At 43.1% G+C, this 22,179-nt stretch carries 17 protein-coding genes; 7 read left to right on the top strand and 10 right to left on the bottom strand.

Annotation, left to right across the window (positions count from 1 at the left end; all coding sequences use genetic code 11):
- Window positions 1-32: 32 nt before the first annotated feature.
- A complete protein-coding gene (locus tag V7L01_RS28690) occupies window positions 33-254 on the bottom strand; it encodes a hypothetical protein (protein WP_335040926.1) in 222 nt (73 codons plus the stop codon).
- A gap of 313 nt (window positions 255-567) precedes the next feature.
- Between V7L01_RS28690 and V7L01_RS28685 the strand changes: the two genes are divergently transcribed.
- Window positions 568-924 (top strand): hypothetical protein, encoded by a 357-nt coding sequence (locus V7L01_RS28685; protein ID WP_335040924.1) that lies wholly within the window; start codon window positions 568-570, stop codon window positions 922-924.
- Window positions 925-1,122: 198 nt separating this feature from the next.
- Here V7L01_RS28685 and V7L01_RS28680 read toward each other — a convergent pair whose 3' ends face one another.
- Both V7L01_RS28680 and thrC read right to left on the bottom strand, forming a co-directional pair.
- Window positions 1,123-1,398, bottom strand: a complete 276-nt coding sequence (locus V7L01_RS28680; RefSeq protein WP_335040922.1) for a ubiquitin-like small modifier protein 1 — start codon at window positions 1,396-1,398, stop codon at window positions 1,123-1,125.
- Window positions 1,399-1,485: 87 nt separating this feature from the next.
- Window positions 1,486-2,790 carry a threonine synthase gene (thrC, locus tag V7L01_RS28675; protein WP_322718389.1) on the bottom strand — a complete coding sequence of 435 codons (1,305 nt, stop codon included), beginning with the start codon at window positions 2,788-2,790 and terminating at the stop codon, window positions 1,486-1,488.
- Between the two features lie 836 nt (window positions 2,791-3,626).
- Here thrC and V7L01_RS28670 point away from each other — a divergent pair.
- The 4 genes from V7L01_RS28670 (at window position 3,627) to V7L01_RS28655 (ending at window position 12,732) form a co-directional block, all read left to right on the top strand.
- Entirely contained in the window at window positions 3,627-6,158 is a 2,532-nt protein-coding gene (locus V7L01_RS28670; protein ID WP_335040920.1) for a beta strand repeat-containing protein, read from the top strand.
- 193 nt (window positions 6,159-6,351) lie between these two features.
- Window positions 6,352-6,891, top strand: coding sequence for a hypothetical protein (locus V7L01_RS28665; protein ID WP_335040918.1), 540 nt, complete (start codon window positions 6,352-6,354; stop codon window positions 6,889-6,891).
- Window positions 6,892-7,075: 184 nt separating this feature from the next.
- Window positions 7,076-8,620 (top strand): hypothetical protein, encoded by a 1,545-nt coding sequence (locus tag V7L01_RS28660; RefSeq protein WP_335040915.1) that lies wholly within the window; start codon window positions 7,076-7,078, stop codon window positions 8,618-8,620.
- Window positions 8,617-12,732, top strand: coding sequence for a TonB-dependent receptor (locus V7L01_RS28655; protein ID WP_335040914.1), 4,116 nt, complete (start codon window positions 8,617-8,619; stop codon window positions 12,730-12,732). Before V7L01_RS28660 ends, V7L01_RS28655 begins: the two co-directional genes overlap by 4 nt.
- 60 nt (window positions 12,733-12,792) lie before the next feature.
- On the opposite strand, the gene V7L01_RS28650 is transcribed toward V7L01_RS28655, so the two are convergent.
- The 3 genes from V7L01_RS28650 to V7L01_RS28640 all read right to left on the bottom strand — a co-directional run bounded on the left by V7L01_RS28650 (window position 12,793) and on the right by V7L01_RS28640 (window position 16,852).
- On the bottom strand, window positions 12,793-13,464 hold the full coding sequence (locus V7L01_RS28650) for a hypothetical protein (protein WP_335040912.1): 672 nt from the start codon (window positions 13,462-13,464) through the stop codon (window positions 12,793-12,795).
- Between the two features lie 454 nt (window positions 13,465-13,918).
- Entirely contained in the window at window positions 13,919-15,283 is a 1,365-nt protein-coding gene (gene miaB / locus V7L01_RS28645) for a tRNA (N6-isopentenyl adenosine(37)-C2)-methylthiotransferase MiaB (RefSeq protein WP_335040910.1), read from the bottom strand.
- 114 nt (window positions 15,284-15,397) lie between these two features.
- A complete protein-coding gene (locus V7L01_RS28640) occupies window positions 15,398-16,852 on the bottom strand; it encodes a carotenoid oxygenase family protein (protein WP_335040908.1) in 1,455 nt (484 codons plus the stop codon).
- Between the two features lie 207 nt (window positions 16,853-17,059).
- Here V7L01_RS28640 and V7L01_RS28635 point away from each other — a divergent pair, with 207 nt between their 5' ends.
- Window positions 17,060-17,503, top strand: coding sequence for a globin domain-containing protein (locus V7L01_RS28635; RefSeq protein ID WP_335040907.1), 444 nt, complete (start codon window positions 17,060-17,062; stop codon window positions 17,501-17,503).
- A 269-nt stretch (window positions 17,504-17,772) separates the two neighbouring features.
- Here V7L01_RS28635 and V7L01_RS28630 read toward each other — a convergent pair whose 3' ends face one another.
- Together V7L01_RS28630 and V7L01_RS28625 are read right to left on the bottom strand one after the other, a co-directional pair.
- Window positions 17,773-17,943 (bottom strand): type II toxin-antitoxin system HicB family antitoxin, encoded by a 171-nt coding sequence (locus V7L01_RS28630; RefSeq protein WP_335040906.1) that lies wholly within the window; start codon window positions 17,941-17,943, stop codon window positions 17,773-17,775.
- 41 nt (window positions 17,944-17,984) lie between these two features.
- Window positions 17,985-20,186, bottom strand: coding sequence for an NACHT domain-containing protein (locus V7L01_RS28625; protein ID WP_335040905.1), 2,202 nt, complete (start codon window positions 20,184-20,186; stop codon window positions 17,985-17,987).
- A gap of 65 nt (window positions 20,187-20,251) precedes the next feature.
- On the opposite strand from V7L01_RS28625, the gene V7L01_RS28620 reads away from it, so the two are divergent.
- Window positions 20,252-21,019, top strand: a complete 768-nt coding sequence (locus tag V7L01_RS28620; protein ID WP_335040903.1) for a thioesterase II family protein — start codon at window positions 20,252-20,254, stop codon at window positions 21,017-21,019.
- Between the two features lie 102 nt (window positions 21,020-21,121).
- Here the strand turns inward: V7L01_RS28620 and V7L01_RS28615 are convergent, their stop codons facing one another.
- The gene (locus V7L01_RS28615) at window positions 21,122-21,523 is read right to left on the bottom strand and encodes an ExbD/TolR family protein (protein ID WP_335040901.1); all 402 of its coding nucleotides are present in this window, start codon (window positions 21,521-21,523) and stop codon (window positions 21,122-21,124) included.
- Complete coding sequence (locus V7L01_RS28610; RefSeq protein ID WP_335040899.1) at window positions 21,507-22,160, bottom strand: MotA/TolQ/ExbB proton channel family protein; 654 nt, start codon at window positions 22,158-22,160, stop codon at window positions 21,507-21,509. Before V7L01_RS28610 ends, V7L01_RS28615 begins: the two co-directional genes overlap by 17 nt.
- Between the last annotated feature and the right edge of the window lie 19 nt (window positions 22,161-22,179).

The following is a 22,179-nucleotide window of genomic DNA, read 5'->3' as shown; positions in this document are numbered from 1 at the left end:
TTTAGTTTCACATAATAAGAAGCATCTGCGACTTAGCACAGGATGCGCTGCAAGCCAGCGCTCAAAACTTTGGAAGATGCAGAGATTGATTTATGGGGAAATGTTATAAATTTGGTATAAATAATCAACATATCTCCTTTTATGCCCAATGCCATATTTTCAATAGATATAAAAAAGGTTTGGCTCACCACCAAACCTATATAAATCCAGTGCATAACAACATCCCAAATTAATTTACTAATGATTATATTCATTGGGCATCTTCCTATAGGGTGTGTGCAAATATCTTAAAACCTGATGCATTTTTACCAGGTATTGCAGAATACCTAAAATATAAAATTAATCTGCCGTAGCCAAATAATCAGCAATAAAAAAGACGGGTTTAGCCCGCCTTCTGTATAATAAGTAAAAACATCTTGGTAATTTATGCAATATATCAAGATACTCTAATCACAATCTGCCAAATCGCCAAATACTTAACCCATAAAACACAAATATTAATTTCTCTGTAATTGGATATTTTTATCAGCTATAAATTTTACAATAAACATAATTTAATAATTACTTATGAACCTAAATATCGTTGATGATAAATTGCAGATAGAATTTACATTTAAAGAGCAACTGCTAGCTGTTCGTTTGAATAAGCTTTGGGAAATATCACTAGCCCATATTGAACAAGTTACAACAGCCGAACCCCAAAGTAATTGGCGAGAATTGCGTGCCCCTGGTAGCTTTGTTCCTGGAGTGATTAAAGCTGGAACTTATTACACTAACCGGGGTAAAGAGTTTTGGTATGTAAATCGAGAGACAAATTATTTAACTATTGAATTGCGAGATGAATCCTACAAGCGGATTATCTTAACTATTGATAACAATGAGTCTTGGCAACAAAGACTTGCTCAGATTATTGCTGTACAGTAAGCCAAGTAAAATAGGTTCCACAAGATAAGTTGTGCGGCATTACTTAGTTAGTATCAAATTAAGCCAAAAGATGAATGGGAGAAAATCTCATTTCCACCTATATTTATCTGGAAATGCTGGCTACATCATCTTTGCTGCGAGTAGCAGGGCGCAAGGCCTTGCGCCCCGACGACGGGATATTTTTTTAACTGAAAGTCCCTAACCACCGGCGACAGCTGGGACAATACTTACTTCATCGCCATCTTTAAGTGTTGTGTTTATACCATCTAAATGGCGGATATCTTCGCTATCGACGTAAAAATTTACAAACCGACGTAACTTACCTTCATCATCGCACAACCGGGATTTAATACCAGGAAAGCTTTGTTCTAAGGAGTCTAACAATTCAGCAATGGTGCTACCGTTAGATTCTAGAGTAGCTTGATTATTAGTCAAATTCTGAAGAGTCGTAGGAACTAAAACTGTTACAGCCATAGAAGTACAAAGTTAAAAGTGAGGAGTTAGGAATACAGTTAAAAGTTAGGAGTTATGAATAAAAAACTCATAACTCATAACTACTAACTAAACGAGGACTTGTTGCCATTCCAAGCGATCTAGAGTACGCGATCGCTCTAGGGCACGTTCAAAACTATCGAGTTTGGCATCAATAGTCAAGGGTTCGCCAACGTAGCCTTGAATTGCTTCTTGGGTTTTCAGTCCATTGCCGGTGATGTAAATCACGGTAGTTTCGTCTGGATCGATTTTGCCAGCTTCTACCAGTTTTTTCAGCACGGCAACGGTTGTACCACCAGCCGTTTCTGTGAAGATGCCTTCGGTTTCTGCCAGCAGCTTGATGCCATCAATAATTTCTGCATCATTGACTGATTCAATGTTACCACCAGTCTTCTGAGCTAACTCCACAGCATAAATGCCATCTGCTGGATTGCCGATCGCTAGCGATTTAGCAATTGTATTCGGTTTTACTGGCTTAATAAAGTCGCGTCCTTCCTTGAAGGCTTGGGCGATGGGCGAACAACCTTCAGCTTGAGCACCGCTGAAACGGACGCTCTTATTTTCTACCAAACCAACTTCGATAAATTCTTGGAACCCTTTATAAATTTTTGTAAAGAGCGAACCAGATGCTAAAGGAGCAACAACATGATCGGGTAGTTCCCAGCCTAGTTGTTCCGCAACTTCAAAGCCTAGCGTCTTAGAACCTTCAGAATAATAAGGACGCAGATTAATGTTGACAAAACCCCAGCCATGTGTATTAGCAACTTCCGAACAGAGACGATTGACTTGATCGTAATTGCCCTTGACTGCCATCAGGGTTGGACTGTAAATCAGGCTACCGATAATTTTACCGGCTTCTAAATCTGCGGGGATGAACACACAGCAATCTAAACCGGCGTGAGCTGCGATCGCAGCTGTAGAATTTGCTAAATTACCCGTGCTAGCGCAAGAAACAGTAGTGAAACCCAACTCCCGCGCTCTGGAGAGGGCAACAGACACTACCCGATCCTTAAAGCTAAGGGTGGGCATATTAACGGCATCATTTTTTATATAAAGCTTATTTAGACCCAGGCGACGGGCAAGACGGTGGGAACGAACCAAGGGAGTCATACCAGTTCCCACATCTATAACATTGTCAGTTGCAACAGGTAAAAAGGGACGGTAGCGCCAAATTGAATTGGGCCCAGCTTGAATTGTTTCACGAGTGACAGTGAGACGCAGAGCGCTGTAGTCATACTTGACTTCTAATGGCCCAAAGCATAACTCACAAACATTACTGGCTTTGAGTTCATATTCCGCGCCGCATTCCTTACACTTCAAGGCTTGAAAGTAGGCAGTGCTGGCTTTGGTTTGGGTTGTGATTGCCTGAGTCATAAACTAGCTTTCCCTGTTTGTCTGTCACTGTCGCCTGATACTAACACGAGCAAAAATACCAGTCAAACATACCCGACAAATTTTGTCGGGTATGTTTGGTATTGAAAGGAATGATTCTTGTAAAACTTTAATATCAGTAATCCCTCTATCTAGTATTTACACTTACACAGGTAATGTTATAAAAAAATAAAATAGCATCAAATAGGCAGCATTAACACTGACTAAATGCATGATAAAATTGCATTTTAATTATGAATAATTTGCATATATTTAAATAACTATCTCATTCAAGCGAGCTAAATCGCTTAGTTAACTTTCAATATTTTTATCTAAATAACCCCACAGAGGATTGTGTATTTCTGACAACAAAGACTCAAAAGTATTTTCAGATATAAGTTTTAGTATTTTAAGCAATCTGATTTAAAGCCCTAAAGTTGCTATGTGTGTTGCCAAAATAAAGTTACTTTTTCAGCTTTGGTGCACTCATTCATAGCTAGAGAAGTTACTTATTTATACGGAAGATTTTTTTTGACATAAAAGCTACATTGCTATTTACATCTAAAATTTAGCAAGCAAAATACAGTAATAAATTACACATATTTGCGATTGCCAGCCTTGAGTCTCAAGGGTAAGGGTAAAACAAGTAGACAAGTTATTTCTGGTTATTGCCTCAATATAATTTTCAAGGAATGTCAATAATTTAACTCCTTGAAATATGCATTCCCATAACGTTGAAGTTTTGGGCAGCTATAGTCGGTAATTCTTTAAGGAATTGCCGAACTTTATCCTGTCTCAAAATCCAAGATACAAGTTCAGCAAACAAACAAACTACTTTTATGGTAAATCGAAATAAATCTGTCAACAAGCAGCGTAAACTTTACCAATTTCTAGTAGCAACAGCATTATTAACTGGTAGCCTTTTCCAATTTCTCGCACCTGTATTAGCTGACGGGACTACTGCGGGTACATCTATTAGTAACACCGCGACAGCGACATACGAAGATCCCAACAGTCCAGGGACAACAATTAATGCCACTTCTAACACGGTCGTTGTTACTGTAGCAGAGGTTGCTGGTATTACCGTGACAGCTTCTGGTGTCACAGATGCCACCTCTAGCCCTACCAATACAACAGTTCAGGTTGGTGACTTACTCATCTACACCTACACTCTGACGAACGTAGGTAACGACCCTACCCAATTCCGGATTCCTAACTTAGCTACAACAACTGGGCCGGGTACAGTTTCTGGAACATTACCAAATGGTGGTACACCTAATAACCTGCAATACAGTGTTGACGGCGGTCAAACCTGGCTAAATATCACTAGTACTGAGGTATTCACGCCCTCAGTTTCGCCTGGTGGTACGGTATTGGTGCGTGTGCCAGTTACCGTACAGGCTGGCGCTCAAACCAATGACATAATTACCGTTACCCTTGGTAATACTCCTGGTAATGCTCAAAATCAATCGCGAACTCCAGACGGTGGTGACGTTTATACCGTAGATAACCCTGATGGTAGTGTTGTTGGTGAGGTGGTTGGCGCACCAGTTAATGGTACACGGGAAGCTAGCGCCACCGAGCAAATTAAGGTTGGTTTAACGCTCAAAACCTACGCTTTAGCTACTGTTCTCAAGGTTCGCAGTGGCTATAACAATGCTGGCACGACTGCGATTACAGATGACAAGTTGACCTATGATTTGAGTTTGCGAGTTGAGTCCAACGATCCCACAGGGCTGGGAATCACACCAGCAGCTTTGACGGGTACAAGCATCAATGTTAATGGTGCTGCTGGCAACTATATTTTGGTTTCTGATGCGATTCCTGCGGGTACAGATTTGGCAGTAGCACCAACTCCGCCTCCTGGTTGGCAAACTGTCTATACCATTAGTCCAGTTACAACTAATGCTAATACAGCTAGTTGGACTACGACAGCACCAGCCTCTCTGGCCTCAGTCACTCGCGTTGGTTTTATCAATAATCCAGCGACTATTACTTCCATTGCTCCTGGGACAACGGTTAACGGCTTCTCGATTCAGCTAGCTGTTGAATCAACTGCAACTTCACCCTTAACCGTCGCCAATATTGCTCAATTGTTTGGTCAAACCCCTAGCAGCAACCTTCCAGTATACGACGATTCTGGCGACCAAAATCCCAGCAACTACGACGGTTCCCCAGGTAGTATGACACCTCCTGTGGGTACAGATACTAACGGTGATGGTATTCCCGATACTCTACCGCCCGGCAGCGTTGATGATGGCTATATTAACACTCCAGCAACTCCAGAAACTGGAACTGACACGGGTAATAACAATACTGGTACTGGTACAGGCGGTGAGGCAAACGTCTTCACAGTACAAGCACCTGTTGCTTCAGCGGTATTCAACGGGCCGCAAAATGCACCAGATGCTACTGGGCCATCAGGTCTGACCAATGATGACTTCACAAACAAATCTTCTCTGGTTCCTGCTGGTACGGTACCTGGTAGTACACTCGATCCTCAGTCAGTGGGCTTCACCAACACAGTTAAGAATAGTGGTACTGAGCCAGGCCTTTTGAAGATAGAACCAACGCTACCAGCAGATTTACCCAATGGTACGAAGGTGACTATTACTTACGCTAGTCAGTCTGCTGTCTATACCTACAATAATGGAGCGTTTACAACACCTGGTGCAGCAATTACAATCCCCAATTTTGCTCCTGGTGCAACTATCAACTATGGTGTGGAAGTTGATTTACCTCCAGGTACGCAGTTATCCACTGATATTAATAAAGGCTTCCCAGTACCCATCACTGCTTCTATTGACAACTACACAACGGATACTAATGCTGATGGAATAAAGGATAGTGGGAATGATAATAACTTTGATTCATCCAACATCACTATCGATCGCGTCTACACTGGCTTCCTAAAACTGCTGAAACAGTCACGAGTTTTACAAGGAACTGGGCCTGTAGTTCAGGGGAATGATGGCACATTCAGTATCGATCCGAAGAAGCCTGCACCAGGAAACATTATTGAGTATCAAATTCAGTACACAAATATTTCCGAGCCTCAATCTGGAACGGGCAACGTGATTTTGAATGCTAACAAAGTTGTGATTATTGAAGATGGTACGCAAAGCCCCAACAACTGGGCATTAGACAACGATGCCAGCGGTCAAATTGATACTAGCAACATTGTTGGTTCAGCTAAGGATTCTGGAACTGCAACCATCCAATTCTACAGTGGTAAGCCAGCCAACACCTCTGGCATCGACCAAACTGGAACTACGGTAAACACTGATATTACCAAGTATGTAGATAGTGTAACTGGCGCGATCGCACCGGGTATTCAAAGAACATTTACCTTCCAACGCAAGGTGAACTAATTCGTTGGGATTGGGGACTTCGATGTTCGCAGACTCGTTGGCGCAGCCTCTGGTTGCGCTATCGCCGCAAGCAGTATATCTCACCCCCCCAACCTCTAAATAGCAAGCAAAGAGGAGAGTGACTTTTTCTTAGCAAAAGCAGGGAAAGATAAGTCAACAATCAACATTCTAAAAGTTTTTTGAGGTGATTTATATGAAGCGTGTTTCTCTTGCTGTTTTAGGAGCGTTCGCTCTGATTGCTACAGTTCCATTTGTCGGTCAAATTCCGGGAAGCGCCATCGCCCAAAATATCAAAACTCAAGCGCAAATTCAATTGCGCTTAGAAGCAGAAAAGCAAGTGGTGGCTCAAGATCCGCAGGGTAAGCAAAGCCAGAAATGGGAACCTTTGAAAGGTCAAGTTTTGGTGCGGCCAGGAGATGTGTTGCGATATACCTTGAGTGGCGAAAATAAGAGCGATCGCCCAGTGAAGAATTTGACTTTTAATCAACCTATTCCCAAAGGAATGGTCTATGTCCTGAAATCTGCAAATGTGACTAACAATGGAAAAATTACTTACAGCATTGATGGTGGGCGCAGCTTTGGAGAAAATCCCACCGTTAAAGTTACTCTTGCTGACGGCAAAGTGGAAACTAAACCAGCGCCGGCCATTGCTTACACCCACATCCGTTTACAGGTTCCGTCAGTTTCAGCAAAGACGACAGTCAAGGCGACTTATCAAACCCAAGTGCGTTGATTGAAACTGGGGTCGTCCTTTTTCCTCGATCGTTTGCCCTTTCTACTAGGGACAACCCTCACGCGACATTTAACAAATCAAATCGGATTAATGTAGCGACGGACTTTTAAGAATTTTGGATTTCTACAAATAAATAAGTGTTTTTCTTAACGAGAAGCTTCGCATCCCAGAGGAGATATGTTCAGTGAGCCGTCCTCAAAACCAAAAGCAAATTACTTCTAGCAGTAGCTGGTGGCGACGGTTAACAGCTACTGTTCTCCTAGGAAGTTTTTTGCATACTACTATATCTATACCAGCGATCGCGCAACAGACTAACAATCTGGGTGCGTCTTTGCCATTAATAAATCAAGCTACTTATAGTTATACAGATTCTGCCAGTAATTATCAATATCAAGGAAGTTCTAGTCAGATCGATGTTACTCCTAACCCATTATTCGATCCATTAGGGCGAATCTTAGGTTGCGCTGGCACAATTTTACCTGACTATACAGGTTTTTCAGTTGGTGTATACGAACCTAACTCTAGCGACCCAACGGGGACAGAACTGGGAAGCTTGGTTTCGTTGACTCGAACAGAGTTACCCGATATTCCTAATAACAATATTCCTGGCGGTAAATCGCCAAATACCGAGAATAGTAACCCCTACTTCGTTACGAATAACCCTGCGGGTGTCTACAATTTCTTACTCGATCCGAATAAGGGTCAAACCGATCCAGGTAAAACCTATATTTTTGTAGTTAATCCACCACCAAATTCTATCTACAAACAGCGGCGGGTCAAGATTGAAATCCTGGCTAACAGTGGCACACAAAGTAATGGTGGTGTTGTGCAATATGTAGCTACTTCTCTGGATGGTCAACCAATCAGTCTCACAGGCGAAACCAGGATAGAGCAAACAGTTGTCTTGGTTCCCAATGCAGAAACTGTGGGACTGGATTTATTAGCCTTTGAATTCACCACAAATTTGTGTCAAGCCAATCAGTTACAGATTGTCAAAACAGGCGATCGCGCTGCTGCTGAACCTGGAGATACGGTAATCTACCGCCTGTCGATAAAAAATCTTGCTGATACTGGTTTAAATAATATATTTGTCACCGACAACCTACCTTTAGGATTCAACTTCTTGCCTAAATCTGTGCGGGGAGAGTTGGATGGTCAACCAGTCACTGTGACCTCGGAACGCAATGGAAACACCGTGACATTCCGCACAGACGTAACAGTTCCCACAGATAAAGTCCTGAATATTGCTTATGCTGCTCAATTAACAGCCGATGCTCTACGTGGTAATGGTCGTAATAGTGCGATCGTTAATGGTCAACGAGCTGATAACCGTTTTAGCACCAAGGATGGCCCGGCAACGCACCAATTGACAATTCGTCCAGGCATCGTTTCTGACTGTGGCACGATTATCGGTCGGGTGTTTGTTGATAAAAACTTTGACGGCGAACAACAGCGTGGTGAGCCTGGGATACCCAATGCGGTGGTTTTTCTAGAAGACGGTAACCGCATCACTACAGATCCTAATGGTTTGTTCTCCTTAGCTAATGTCTTACCTGGATACCACACAGGTGTACTAGACCTCAGCAGTGTAGCTGGTTACGCCCTAGCTCCCAACAAAAAATTCCGCGAACGGAATAGCCAATCTCGCTTGGTGCATTTAGAACCTGGTGGCTTGGTACGCATGAACTTCGGTGTCACCCCCACATTTCAGGAGCCAGTCAAGAAATGAAAACCAGACTGCACTGGGCAACTACATTTAACCTGAAATTGATGGGGGCAATGCCAGTAATAGCTCTCAGCCTTGTTTTGTATCCTGCTATAGTCAAAGCAGAAATCACTAGTGAAAACCTCTTTTTTCCCGATTCCCCTTCGCAAGCAGATAAGGGTGTGGAAGATCCTGATTTTTCAAGGGATCTGGAAAACCTCTCTCCTCTTTTAGGAGAGGCTTTGAATTCTCCTTCTTCCCTACAACAGAAGTTGGTTTTTCCAGATGATCTGAAAAGTCAGGCCGAAAATCAAGCAGATCGGAATCAAGTTGCTGAAAAAAGTATGGATTCAAATTCTCCCCATCTCTTGGGAAGTTCCGACAAGCAACTTCCCTTGGCTTCTCCAGCAATAACTACTGATACTTCAATTTCAAATATCCAGCCAAGTGAAACGAAAATACAACCATTTCGACCTGCAACTTCTGTTGATTTACCCAGAAGCTTACGCAAAATAGCCGGAATACATCAGAAGAAGGAAGAACGGCAAGATAGTGAGACACAGTTGCAAGCTTTTCCAACGAAAATACAACCATTTCAACCAGCAACTACCGTAGGTTTACCTAGTAGTTCGCCAACCCAAAATTGCTGGGTGGAGGTCGGCAGAGGAGAAGGGGAGCAGGGGAGCAGAGGAGAGGCTTATACAAGTTCTTTCCCCTCTGCCCCTCTGCCCCTCTGCCCCTCTGCTAACCACCATGCAAAGTTTCCTTGGCAGACTACTAAAGGACTACTCAAAATAGCAGGAATAGCCGAAGCTAAAGAGAAAACTCCCTCTGCTTCCCCCATCTCCACAACAATCAAAATTCTGACTCCGACGGCTGACAGCATTGTAGATGTACAAGCTACCACGGTAATTGTGCAGTTTCCCGCTGGTAGTCAAGTGGAATTGCGGGTAAATGGCGCGTTGGTAGATTCTTCCTTAGTTGGACGGACGGAAACTGATGCTACCACTAACTCAGTAACGCAGACATGGTATGGTGTCTCCTTAAAAGAAGGCAATAACACCATCTCTGCACAAGTAGCTGGGGGAACAGAACCCCCTGTAACGGTGCAAGTCGCAGTCCGGGGAGCGCCACAGCAATTAACGGTGGAAACGGTAGAGTCTCGTATCCCAGCGGATGGGCGTTCCACAGCAACAATCCGGGGTCAACTTATTGATGCAAATGGCAATCGCTCTAACCGTGATGCTGTTGTCACCCTCATACCTAGTGCTGGCGAGTTGGTTGGGAAAGACTTCAAACCCGATGAACCCGGATTTCAAGTGGAGGCGAAAGCGGGACAATTTACAGCGACTTTACGATCGCAACTCAAGGCTCAAACTGTCCGAATTCGCGCGATCGCTAATGATTTAGAAGCCTTTACCCAATTGCAATTTGAAACGGCACTGCGTCCGAGTTTGGTTACTGGGGTCATAGATTTACGTTTGGGGGCTAGAGGTACAAATTATTACGGAAGTTTCCGTGATTTCCTCCCTCCCGACAAAGATAACGGCACACAATTAGATTTCCATTCAGCGATATTTGCCACTGGTGCGATCGGGGAATGGTTATTTACTGGCGCATACAACAGTTCTCGTAATCTCAATGAAGATTGCAACTGCGATAATCGTCTGTTTAGAACTTACCAATCCAGCGAACAAAACTATCCTGTCTACGGCGATAGCTCTAAAGTTGATGTTCTTGCTCCTTCCATTGACAGCTTCTTTTTACGTTTTGAGCGTTCAACTCGTATCCCCGGCTCCGATCCTGATTATGCGATGTGGGGTGACTACAACACAGATGAATTTGCGCGGCGATCGCAGCAATTTACTTCTATCACCCGCCAACTCCACGGCTTTAAAGCTAACTACAACTTAGGAAACTTACAAATTACAGGTTTCTATGGCGACCATTTAGAAGGATTCCAACGAGATACCATTGCTCCCGATGGCACCAGTGGTTATTACTTCCTCTCTCGCAGGCTACTACAAGCAGGTAGTGAAAATGTCTTTATCGAGTTAGAAGAACTCAATCGTCCTGGGACTGTACTAGAACGCAAACAGCTTAACCGAGGCCCAGACTACGAAATCGACTACGATCGCGGTACTTTATTATTCCGCGAACCGATTCTTCGCACCGATATCGATCAGACTGGACAAGTGTTGGTACGCCGAATTGTTGTTACCTACCAATATGACAGCCAAAACTCTGATGGGAATATCTATGCTGGTCGTCTGCAATATAACCTTTCCCGCAAGCTGAACCAGGAAAGTTGGGTAGGAGCAACTTACGTTCAAGAAAATCACGGAGTGCGTGACTTTCAACTCTACGGTGCAGATGCGTTGATAGCTTTGGGTGAAAAGGGTAAGTTAATCGCAGAATATGCCCATTCCAATAATGATTCTGATGTTGTAGGAAAGGTCAGCGGTGATGCGTATCGCTTGGAAGCTGAGGGAGAAATTATCAATGGGATTCAAGGTCGTGCCTATTATCGCTTTGCTGATACGGGTTTTGCCAATAATGCCACTGTTAGCTTTGTCCCAGGACAAACCCGTTATGGAGCGCAGGTTACAGCTAAACTTACCTCAAGTACCAACGTCAGGGCCCAATACGATCGCGAAGACAATTTTGGGATTGCTCCCCAACCACTAGACACCTTTGAAGAACTATTTACACCCCGTTCTGAGGCCATACCTGGGAGCAAAGTTGATAATTCTCTGACGACGATTTCCGCTGGGATTCAACAACGCTTGGGTAGCGCTACCTTTGATGTGGATTGGATTCATCGTCATCGGGAAGATCGGATTTCTACTAACGCTTTGAGTAGTAATTCCGATCAATTGCGATCGCGTTTTTCTATGCCTCTAGCTAAAAACCTGACTTTCCAAGCCCAAAATGAACTGAGCTTATCTTCCCAAAAAGATACTGTTTACCCAGACCGTACTATCTTAGGTTTGAATTGGGGAGTAATTCCTGGTGTCAGTGTCAGTCTGGCCCAACAGTTTTACACTAGCGGTCAATTTTCGGGTAATTCCATCACCAGCTTGAGTGTCAATGGCGAACACAAACTCGGTACTGATACCACCTTGACTGGTCGTTACTCAATTTTGGGTGGTGCGAATGAAGTTACTACCCAAGGAGCAATTGGTCTGAATAATCGTTGGACTATTGCTTCGGGATTGCGGCTGAACTTAGCTTACGAACACGTATTTGGAGGTTTCTTTGCACGAACTGCCGCAGGTCAACAATATGCCCAACCTTACGCTTTTGGTCAATCAGCATCTGCGATCGGATTTGATGGTGGCGATAGTTACAGCATTGGGTTGGAATACTCTGATAATCCACAGTTTCAAGCCAGCGCTCGGTACGAACATCGCTCCTCTTCTGGTGGCACTAATACAGTAATTACCGCAGGTGCCGCAGGTAAAATTTCTCCGGCTCTGACAGCTTTGGTACGCTATCAACAAGCAAACTCTTCCAATCAACTGCTTTCAGGACTAGGAGATACCGCCAACCTGAAGCTGGGTTTAGCTTACCGCGACCCCAATAGCGATAAATTTAATGCTTTATTGCGTTATGAATATCGCCAAAATCCGGCAATTATTCCTGACACCATTCTCTTAGGAAGTGGTACCGGTTCCCAAGACCATACCTTTGCTTTAGAAGCTATCTACGCCCCTAACTGGCAATGGGAATTTTACGGGAAGTATGCTTTGCGTAACAGTACTTCTTATTTAGCTAACGATTTAGTTGGCACAAGTATGGCTAATCTGGCACAATTGCGAGCTACTTATCGTTTGGGATATAGCTGGGATTTAGTTGGTGAGGTTCGCTGGATTGGTCAATCTAACTATAGTGAGACAGGTTTTGTGGTGGAAACAGGTTACTACCTGACTCCTAATCTACGCCTTTCCGCTGGATATGCTTTTGGTAAAGTCGATGACCGAGATTTTTCCGGGACACGTTCCGCAGGCGGGCCGTATTTGGGTTTAACAGTCAAGCTGGACGAATTGTTTGATGGCTTTGGACAGCAAAAGCCGGTGTCACGTCAGCAATCAGAATCTACGGTACAAAGCCTGGTAGAGAAATTACGACAGTGAAATTTTGCTTCTCTTGGCAATAATTTGTTAGCCTACTTTGAGGAAAGTAACAAGAAATAATTACTTAACCGTGAGTGGAGTGCCATCCCACGGGCAATATTTCCAGGATATATGTGCAGGTTTCCCGTTAGGACACAACTTTGGAACAAAGAGTGAATTTAGTGGTAACTCTACTGTAGATTCAGGTTGCCGAGTACCACTCTTTCCATTGAAAGAAACTTTCAGTTTTCCCGGTTTATATGGTGAGACGATGTTTTTCCCAGAAGCATCAACATTTTTATATGTAAGAAACCACATTCCTTCACCAAACTTGCCTGCAAGTTTGGTAAAAAAAGGTTTCATTTCCGTTATGAAAAGATCAACGTCATCATTTTTCGGTGCTTGTGCCAAAACTATAGATTTACCACTAGAGTCAGTATATGTAACTTTTAGACCTTTTTGAGTTTCGACTTGAGAAGCAAATTTAAAACTGTCAGTAGATAAAATCTCTGCTTTGACAACTGCAATTACGAGTACTGGTTGAGGAGGTGCCCCAAACACTTCTAACGGTAGATACCACGCCACATTCATCTGATTATTGCCAACTTGAGCAAATTGCAATGTTTCTTTAACGAACTCATCTATAGGTATTTCTTTAGATGGACGTTGTTCTAGAGCATTTATTGGTAAGGGACTCAATCCAAATAGTGTTAATGCTGCAATCATCAAACTCAAGTTCTTATTTTTAACCATTCTCAGTAAGTCCTTTGTCTTTGCTCAAGTACGTACTTAGATCGCATTACAGCGTTCATACACTATGTATATTCTCAGAATTCATTATCCGCAACTAATTAAATTAAGAAATTATTCACAAATGTTTGCTCTGGCTGAGATAAATTTACCCAACGCTCTTTTATCAGTCTCTCTAGAGGAAAAAATATTGTTGCTACACAATACTTTTCGGTAAAAAAGACGATTATAGCCATAGTTTTAAAACTAAAGCTCTAATACCAATTCTTTCTGAAGCTGCATAGAATTCGATCCCCCCTAGCCCCCCTTAAAAAGGGGGGAATTCAAAGTCCCCCAATTTATCGGGGGATTTAGGGGGATCAAGATATGTTCAACTTCACATTAAATTGGTATAAGTCAAATTGCTGTCTTTTGATTTTTCTTTTTCCAGAGTGATAAAAGAGCGGTAGTCTCAGGATTAAACTGGCATGACTTCTCGCACTTCAACTGGTTCGCCCGTCAAACTAAAAGGGCGAACTTCGGTAATTTTTACCTTCACTAACTGCCCTTTCAATTCTTTGATGTCGCCACTGAAGAATGTCAGACGATTACCGCCAGTGCGCCCCATCACCTGGGTTCGATCTTTAGGATTTTGGTCTTCTACTAAAACTTCTTCGATGCGTCCAAAATAACGTTGCGATCGCTCTGCTACCTTCAAGTTTCCTAAATGATTGAGCCGTTGGAGGCGATCGCTTTTAACTTCTTCACTTAGCTGATTATCCCATAAAGCGGCTGGTGTCCCTGGACGTGGCGAATATGCTGCTGTATTCAACATATCAAAGCCAATATCTTCCACCAATTTCAGGGTATTTTCAAACTGTGCTTCTGTCTCCCCAGGAAAACCGACAATCGCATCAGCACTAATCGAAGCATCTGGCATATATCGCCGAATGGTATCGATAATTCGACGATATTTTTCATGGGTATAACCCCGCGCCATCGCCTTTAAAAGTTCATTATCCCCAGATTGAAAGGGAATATGGAAGTGTTTGCACACGTTGGGCAACTCAGCACAAGCCTTAATTAATCTCTCGGTGAAATAACGGGGATGGCTAGTAGCAAATCTTAGCCTTTCAATTCCCGGCACATCATGGACGTAATAAAGTAAATCTGTGAAATTGTGCAGATGCCGACCTTCTACTGTGGTTCCTGGTAAATCTCTGCCGTAAGCGTCAATATTTTGACCGAGTAAAGTAATTTCCTTGTAACCTTGCCGTCCTAATTCTTCCATTTCAGCCCGGATAGCTGATGGTGTGCGAGATTGTTCGATACCTCGCACATTAGGAACTACACAGTAGGTGCAGCGTTCGTTACAGCCGTAAATTACATTTACCCAAGCTGTAACTTTGCTATCGCGTCGCGGTTGGGTGATATCTTCAATAATATGAACCGACTCGGTTGCGACTACTTGGTTACCCTCAAAGACTGACTCCAGCAAATCTTTGAGGCGGTTGGCGTGTTGTGGCCCCATTACCAAGTCTAATTCTGGGACTCGTCGCAATAGTGCTTCACCTTCTTGCTGGGCAACACAACCAGCAACGATGAGGGTTAAATCAGGCTGCTCATGTTTGCGCTTTGCTTGTCTGCCAAGGTAGGAATATACTTTTTGCTCGGCATTATCCCGAATTGTGCAAGTATTGTAGAGAATCACATCTGCATTATTCGGATCTTCTGACCACTCAAAGCCCATGTCTTCCAAAACGCCAGCCATGCGCTCTGAGTCAGCTTTATTCATCTGACAACCGAAGGTAGTGATGTGGTAGTGGCGTTTAGAAGTGGTCATGGGCAATTCTGCTTAATCAGGATAATGTATATAAGGTTTACTTCTATTCTAACCCGCGTAATGTAGTGACCAGTGCGATATGTTTTTTAACGCAGAGGAAACGCAAAGGGGTTATTAGGCTGGGTTCCAAGTGCCGTGGAAGCTGTGGGGGATGACGCTGGGTAATCCTAGTTTGCAAACAGGTTCGGCATCCAGGCGATCGCTATCAAATATCCAAACTTCGCTAGTATGAGAATTACCATCGTAGACAACGGTTAGTACCCAACTTTGTTCGGGGTTTTGGGTGTCTTGGACGGGGATGGGTTCTGAAGCATAACGGTTTTCTCCTAAGTCTGCTTCGGTGAGGGTTTCGGTTTTGTTGTCGAAGCGGGCGATCGCATTTACTACTTCTTGGCTAATATCTGTTCCTGAACGGAATGTTGACATATATGTGTACCGGGAAGGTTGTCCTACGTTTTGCTGTGGTACATTCGGAAATTCACAATGTTGGTTTAATAGTTGCTGAATTGACGTAACTTTGCCAGTTTGAGGATGCAGATGAACTCGCGTTAGTGTACTTTTAGCTGGGGTGTGAGTCTCACCTGTAGCGACTTCCTTGAGATATTGGTTAGTTTGAAAATCATCATAACGGGCGATATCCACAATCACAGAACCGCTAGCATCTACATAACCGTTACCAAAATGCCATTGGAACCAAGGTTCGGTTTCTCCACGACTCACCACAGATAGAGTTTCGCGATCGATAACTAAAATCTGAGTTCCTAATCTAGGTTGCCACTCTAGCGAATCACTATAGTTGTTTATCCCTATTAGCAGGGGTAAAATACTCAACCGCACTGGTGGAAGGAAAAATACAAGATACTGTCCTGCTAAAACAAAATCATGCACCAATGGTACACCGTCTAGCTGGTATGCGGCTTGTTGAATAATCCGACCAGTCGAATCGCTTTTGTAAATATTCAGCGTCGCATTTAGTCCAGGGGTGATGCCAAAGTTAAAAATCTCCCCTGTTTGCTTGTCACGCTTATAATGTGCGGAATATAGCAATCCTTTAGTTAACCCCCCTAAATCATCTTCGCCCGAAGTTTCTAAGGTTTGTAAATCGAGGGCGTGGGGTTTACCACCTTCCCACAGTGCCAAAAGTTTATCTGGAAGTGCTAGCACTGAAGTGTTGGCAGCATTCTTGATGGGCTTTTGCCATTGATTCCAAATTGGCCCTGGTGCAGTCATGCCATAATTGCCGTAGAGTAGTTTACCTGCTGCGGCTTCTTCTTGATAGCCAGAGGTTTGCACGTAGCGATAAACCCCGGTTGCAACTGCATCGGTAAAATTTACAGCCAGAATTGCTCCATCTCCATCAAACCAGTGTCCCACACGTTGGCGTAGCCCGCCGTTGGCATCGCCACCGCGTTCTAGCCGTGCGGGGCCATTGCGGTAAAGTGTTCCACGCAAGCCATCTGGAATTTTGCCAGAGATAATTGGCAATTGCGTAGGGGGAAATTCTTTTGCCGGTTCTGCGATCGCACCAGCCCAAGCTTTTTTAGTTGACTTTCTTTCAAGAGTATGCATGTCAAATTATTGTTTGATAAACTTATCGATGTACATAGTTGCATTCTGACATTTTCATCTTTGTGGCAATTTTTTAACAATGCCTCTGGCTGTAGAGGTATAGAGGCTTTGACATAATATTACTCGTTAACTGAGCTAGCTCATAGTAACTGCTAGAAATAATCGCTAAATTGGAGTTAATCAACATTCCAAGTGGTTCAAGATACTATGGTTAGCCAACAAACAATAGATATTGTCAAATCTACAGCACCTGTTTTAGAAAAGAACGGTCAGCAAATCACAACTCGGATGTATGAAATTATGTTTCACAACCATCCAGAAATCAAAGAACAATTTGATATGTCTGCTCAAGCAAATGGTTCTCAGCCTGCGAGGTTGGCTACAGCAGTTTATAGCTATGCTACCCACATTGATAATCTACCTGCTTTAAAATCGATGGTGGAAAAGATTGCCCATCGTCATGTGCAAACCCATGTTACACCAGAGCAATATCCGATTGTCGGAGAAAGTTTACTGCAAGCAATGAAAGATGTTTTAGGGGAAGCAGCTACAGAAGAAGTGATAGCAGCTTGGACTGAAGCTTATCAGGCATTATCTGAGGTTTTCATTCACAGAGAACATGATATATATGATGAAGAGGGAAAACAATAGCTTGTGCATTCTTAACGATAAGACTTAGTGTCATAACAAAAGCTTGAGTGTTTGTTATGACAAGTTAAACATTTATAACAACAGCTTCTACTTTACTTATCACAACAAGAGTTGTAGTAATAACGGCTTGGGCATTCATAACAACAGCTTAAATTGTAGTAACAACAGCTTTAATTCTACTTATAACAACTGGAGTTGTAGTAACAACAGCTTGAGTGTTTGTTACAACGGCTCAAATTCTGTTAATGAAAGCTTTTAGCGTAGCGACTTCAGCAAGCAAGAACTCTTCTAAATACAGTTTTGATCGCTTCTTCTATCGTCTCTCCTTGGCTGGCGGTTCCCACATTTGGACATTCAGCTACATAAATATCCTCTTGCCAGTGCAAGATTACTGTAAAGGTTCGAGTTTTTGTATCTTTAGCCTGTTGTAATGAACTCATGCAGCGTTTATCTGGCTATGTTTTCATTTTCCTATTGTTGCTTAATCACATGGAACCAACAACATCCGCGCCTCAATTGCTTCCCAGGTTTGGGGTAACACCCGCACTGCTGCTTGTTTACACTGGATGATGAGATGATTGACGTAGAGATAATCGCCGAGTATTTTCGCTTCTTCCTCTGATAAATTGACCATTTCAGGGGTGAGATTCAAAGCATTAAGTAAGGTTTCTTGGAGACGTTCAGCAAATACCAGACGCGCTTCTTGTGGCTGTTGCTGATTGGGGACTTTAGCTATCAGTGCTTTTAGCTGAACAATCAGCACAGTAAAATTGATGTTATTGAAAACTTTTGATTTTTCCAGTTCACTGGAGTAGTTGATAGCATCGATGATGATATGATCGATGAACTCCTTGAAGTGGGCGTTGGCGTAGGACTTGGCGTCGGCGATGACGTAGGACTTGGCCATGGCGTAGGACTTGGCGTAGGACTTGGCGATGGCGATGACGTTGGCGTTGGCGTCGGCGATGACGTAGGCGTTGGCGTCGGCGATGACGTAGGCGTTGGCGTAGGACTTGGCGTAGGTGTTGTCGTTGGCCATGGCGATGGCCATGGCGATGGCGATAGCGTTGTCCATGGCCATAGCGTTGACCATACCGATCGCAACTGCGCGTTTACCCACAGGTTTAAAATCCCCTGGCGATCCAGCTGTTACCTGTTCTACCCAGTTTAATAAAGCTTGTAACTTCGGGGTATTAATATATTTTTGCGCTTCCTTTTCCATCAGCAGCAGCAAATCATCTGCACCACCGCGCATTAACCCAACTACGAGCAAAAACACTTCTTTCCAGCGTTTATCTATTAAGTGTTCAGTAACTAATTTCTCAACTTGCCGATGGTCATCAATATATTGTGCTGTTAAATATTCCTGTAGCGTTAGATGAGAGAAGGAAAAGACATCCTCGGCGCGTTCTACCAAAATTCCTTGTTGAACAGCGATCGCATTCAGCACCGATTCCCCATCTAAATGCTGAGGTGCATTCAAATTACTAGCTAAAAATGTTTTAATTTGCTGAACAATATCGCGTTGTGAAAAGAATAGCCTGTCAGACTCAAAATTTGTATAAGCAATCTCTGATAGTAATATCTCTTCTAATTCTGTATGTAGTCCTTGATAAATCTCATCTCTGAGAATTCGCTTCTCTGATGCCCACTCTTCTAGCAATATCCGCAGTGCCTTCCGGTAAAGAACACTGCGATTATCTGGAAAACTTTGGGAACGGTCATAAATTAAACACAAAAATGTCAGCAATAAAGGTGTGTGCGCCAACTCTTTTGCAGCTTTATGTTCCGGTTTTTGCAGTAACTCCCAGCATTTCTCGCCTGTCTTCTGCTGCTTGTCTGCATCTGAATGAAACCAGTTATAAATAAATTGCTGAATTTGAGCATCATCGAAATCTGCCATTGATACATCGCTAAAGCGACGAAAACCACTGCGATAAGCCGCCGTGCGACAGGAGGCAATGAAACGATTTTGATCATACTTGTCAACAAAGTTTTGAATTTCGCTAATTGCTTCAGTCAAGTTTTTTGTTGGTACTTCATCCAAACCATCCAGCAAAATTAGTAATTTACCTTCTTCTAAGGCTTTGGCTGTAAATTTATCTGGTGATGGAAAGCCGCAAATACGAAGCTCTTCAGTAATAAACGTTTCAATATTGATATTGCTGGATGCAAAGCTTTTCAATTCGATAAAAACTGGAATGCAGGCGTGTTTAAACTCCCCTTTTTTACCTTTGAGCGCTTCTAGTCCCATCTTCCTCACAAATGTAGACTTTCCTGCACCAGGCCCACCAAGAACCATTAGATATTGCTTATCGTTAGCAACTTTTATTCCTTCTTGTTTGCGATCATCTTGAAATTGAAACCTTCGGACTTTAGCTTTGCGATAAAAATTTTCTAAATTCTCAATAGATTCAAAATTATGAATAGTATCATCATCTAAAAACTGTACTGCTGTATAAAGTGATTCCAGCTTGACAGGTTCGCGCATTCCTAATACTTTGAGAATGCCATGCCGTTCTTCGTAATTCTTTTGATATTGATTTGATGCATCAAAAATTAACTTCTTGGTTTTTTCATCCAGAGTTTTGCCCAATCCTCCTAAAACCTGACCACCGATTTGGACAAACATAGCGGCGACACCGCTAACGGCTGATATCGCCCAAGGTTCCATTCCTGTCATAAGATTATCAGTTAATATACTTAAAAATTAAAGCAAAGTTATATTATCCAACTTTAAGCTCTATTATGACAACTACACCAAGCTTCAATTCCTGGGTTATCTGTCCTCAACCAAATCCTCAAGCCAACTTGCGTTTATTCTGCTTCCCCTACGCTGGTGGTAGCGCGGCAATTTTTCGCACATGGCCTAATAATCTACCTAGTAATGTTGAAGTCTGTGCTGTGGAATATCCGGGACGGGGAAGACAGATTAAGTCAGCACCCTTAACGCAATTAGAACCTCTTGCTGAAGCGATCGCTCCAGTTCTCATGCCATACTTAGACAAACCATTTGCCTTCTTCGGTCACAGTATGGGCGGATTAGTTAGCTTCGAGGTGACCCGTCTACTTCGCTCTCAGTATAGTCTTGCTCCCTTTCACCTCTTCATATCTGCTCGTCGCGCCCCGCAAATTCCGCCCACAAAACCACCCCTCCACGTTCTATCAGACCCTGATTTGCAGGAGGAGCTACGCAGTCTTAACGGTACACCCAAAGCAATATTAGAATCCTCGGAATTAATGCAGATGTTCCTGCCTATTTTGCGGGCAGATTTTGCCGTTCTGGAAACTTATATTTACACTCAAAAACAGCCACTGGAGTGTCCTATTACTGTTTTTGGTGGCTTGCAAGATCAAGAAGTTAGTCATGAGAATTTGCAAGCATGGCGAGAACAGACGATCGCTGCTTTTTCATTACATGAGTTCAACGGCGACCACTTTTTTATCCACTCACAGCAAGAATTATTATTTAAACTGATATCTCAAGAATTGCAGATGCGTAAGCGTAGCTCGTAGTAAACATCGCTAACATAGTCATCACATAAAAAAAAGAGTTAGGAGTCAGAATATAGAATTTTCCTGACTCTCTGAACTTCCGATCCACAATATTTCTAGTTTTTATCTTTGGGTAGCGATCGCTAATTTTGCCCCCTGAACTTGACGTACCCGATCCATCACCGCTACTACCCGACCATAATCAACTTTCTCATCTGCATTAATAATCACTAACACTTCTGGGTTAGAACCAACTAGAGCACGCACTTGCGTTACCAAATCATCAACTGCAATTGGTTTACGGTTCAGGCTGACCTGTTCTTTATCATCTACCGTAATGGTAATTTTAGTAGGAACTTGCTGTTGTTTGGCTGTGCTGGCCTTCGGTAAATTTACTGGCAAACCTTCTGAACGCGTTAAAAACAGAGTTGACATGATAAAAAATGTCAAAATTGCAAAAATCACGTCAATCATCGGCACGATGTTGATCTGTAGTGGAAGTTCTGGTTCATCTGGTAGACGCATACGTTTTTTCTCCTCGTTCATAACGACGGCGGTAAAGTAATTCTAGCTGTCCCCCATACTCCTGAATTAGTGCAATTTGCCGCTGGTACAGTCCCCGGAAGGTATTGGCAAACATGAGTATGAATATAGCAACTATCAATCCTGATGCTGTTGATACCAAAGCTTCACTGATCCCAGATGTAACACCAGTTGTTTTGCTACCTCCGACATCACCAAGATTTAGGGAAGCAAAGGAGGCTATCAATCCTAATACTGTGCCGAGAAGACCCAACAGTGGTGCCAGACTAATGATTGTCTCGAACATGTTTTGGAAACGTTTTAACACAGGTATCTCAGCCTGCGATTCGCTTTCTAACGCCAAACGAAATTCCTCCGGATTTGGTTCTTCTAATTCTAAAGCCGCGAGAAAAATCCGAGCGAGTGGTAAATCTGCGTTTTTCTGGAGTTTATCCATTGCGCCGACAACATTATCAAGACGGTAGAGATTCAAAACATCTCGCACCACCCGGCTTTGACGCTTGTTGATCCTTACCCAAAACCTGATCCGCTCGACGATCAGTGCCACACCCAATACTGAAAACGCTAACAGGGGCCACATGACCACACCGCCTGCTGCAAACAAATTCTGAATTCCCATGTAGTGCCTCTATAACCTC

Origin of the sequence: Nostoc sp., assembly GCF_036917095.1 — a bacterium.
GTDB lineage: Bacteria > Cyanobacteriota > Cyanobacteriia > Cyanobacteriales > Nostocaceae > Nostoc.
This window is presented reverse-complemented; position numbering and strand designations above follow the sequence as displayed.

Bases quoted from the DNA above. Each gene is read 5' to 3' on its own strand.
- V7L01_RS28635 (WP_335040907.1), top strand. From the start codon at position 17,060: ATGGTTAGCCAACAAACAATAGATATTGTCAAATCTACAGCACCTGTT.
- V7L01_RS28640 (WP_335040908.1), bottom strand. From the start codon at position 16,852: ATGCATACTCTTGAAAGAAAGTCAACTAAAAAAGCTTGGGCTGGTGCG.
- V7L01_RS28610 (WP_335040899.1), bottom strand. From the start codon at position 22,160: ATGGGAATTCAGAATTTGTTTGCAGCAGGCGGTGTGGTCATGTGGCCC.
- V7L01_RS28625 (WP_335040905.1), bottom strand. From the start codon at position 20,186: ATGACAGGAATGGAACCTTGGGCGATATCAGCCGTTAGCGGTGTCGCC.
- V7L01_RS28655 (WP_335040914.1), top strand. From the start codon at position 8,617: ATGAAAACCAGACTGCACTGGGCAACTACATTTAACCTGAAATTGATG.
- V7L01_RS28690 (WP_335040926.1), bottom strand. From the start codon at position 254: ATGAATATAATCATTAGTAAATTAATTTGGGATGTTGTTATGCACTGG.
- V7L01_RS28615 (WP_335040901.1), bottom strand. From the start codon at position 21,523: ATGCGTCTACCAGATGAACCAGAACTTCCACTACAGATCAACATCGTG.
- thrC (WP_322718389.1), bottom strand. From the start codon at position 2,790: ATGACTCAGGCAATCACAACCCAAACCAAAGCCAGCACTGCCTACTTT.
- V7L01_RS28650 (WP_335040912.1), bottom strand. From the start codon at position 13,464: ATGGTTAAAAATAAGAACTTGAGTTTGATGATTGCAGCATTAACACTA.
- V7L01_RS28670 (WP_335040920.1), top strand. From the start codon at position 3,627: ATGGTAAATCGAAATAAATCTGTCAACAAGCAGCGTAAACTTTACCAA.
- V7L01_RS28665 (WP_335040918.1), top strand. From the start codon at position 6,352: ATGAAGCGTGTTTCTCTTGCTGTTTTAGGAGCGTTCGCTCTGATTGCT.
- V7L01_RS28685 (WP_335040924.1), top strand. From the start codon at position 568: ATGAACCTAAATATCGTTGATGATAAATTGCAGATAGAATTTACATTT.
- V7L01_RS28620 (WP_335040903.1), top strand. From the start codon at position 20,252: ATGACAACTACACCAAGCTTCAATTCCTGGGTTATCTGTCCTCAACCA.
- V7L01_RS28630 (WP_335040906.1), bottom strand. From the start codon at position 17,943: ATGAGTTCATTACAACAGGCTAAAGATACAAAAACTCGAACCTTTACA.
- miaB (WP_335040910.1), bottom strand. From the start codon at position 15,283: ATGACCACTTCTAAACGCCACTACCACATCACTACCTTCGGTTGTCAG.
- V7L01_RS28680 (WP_335040922.1), bottom strand. From the start codon at position 1,398: ATGGCTGTAACAGTTTTAGTTCCTACGACTCTTCAGAATTTGACTAAT.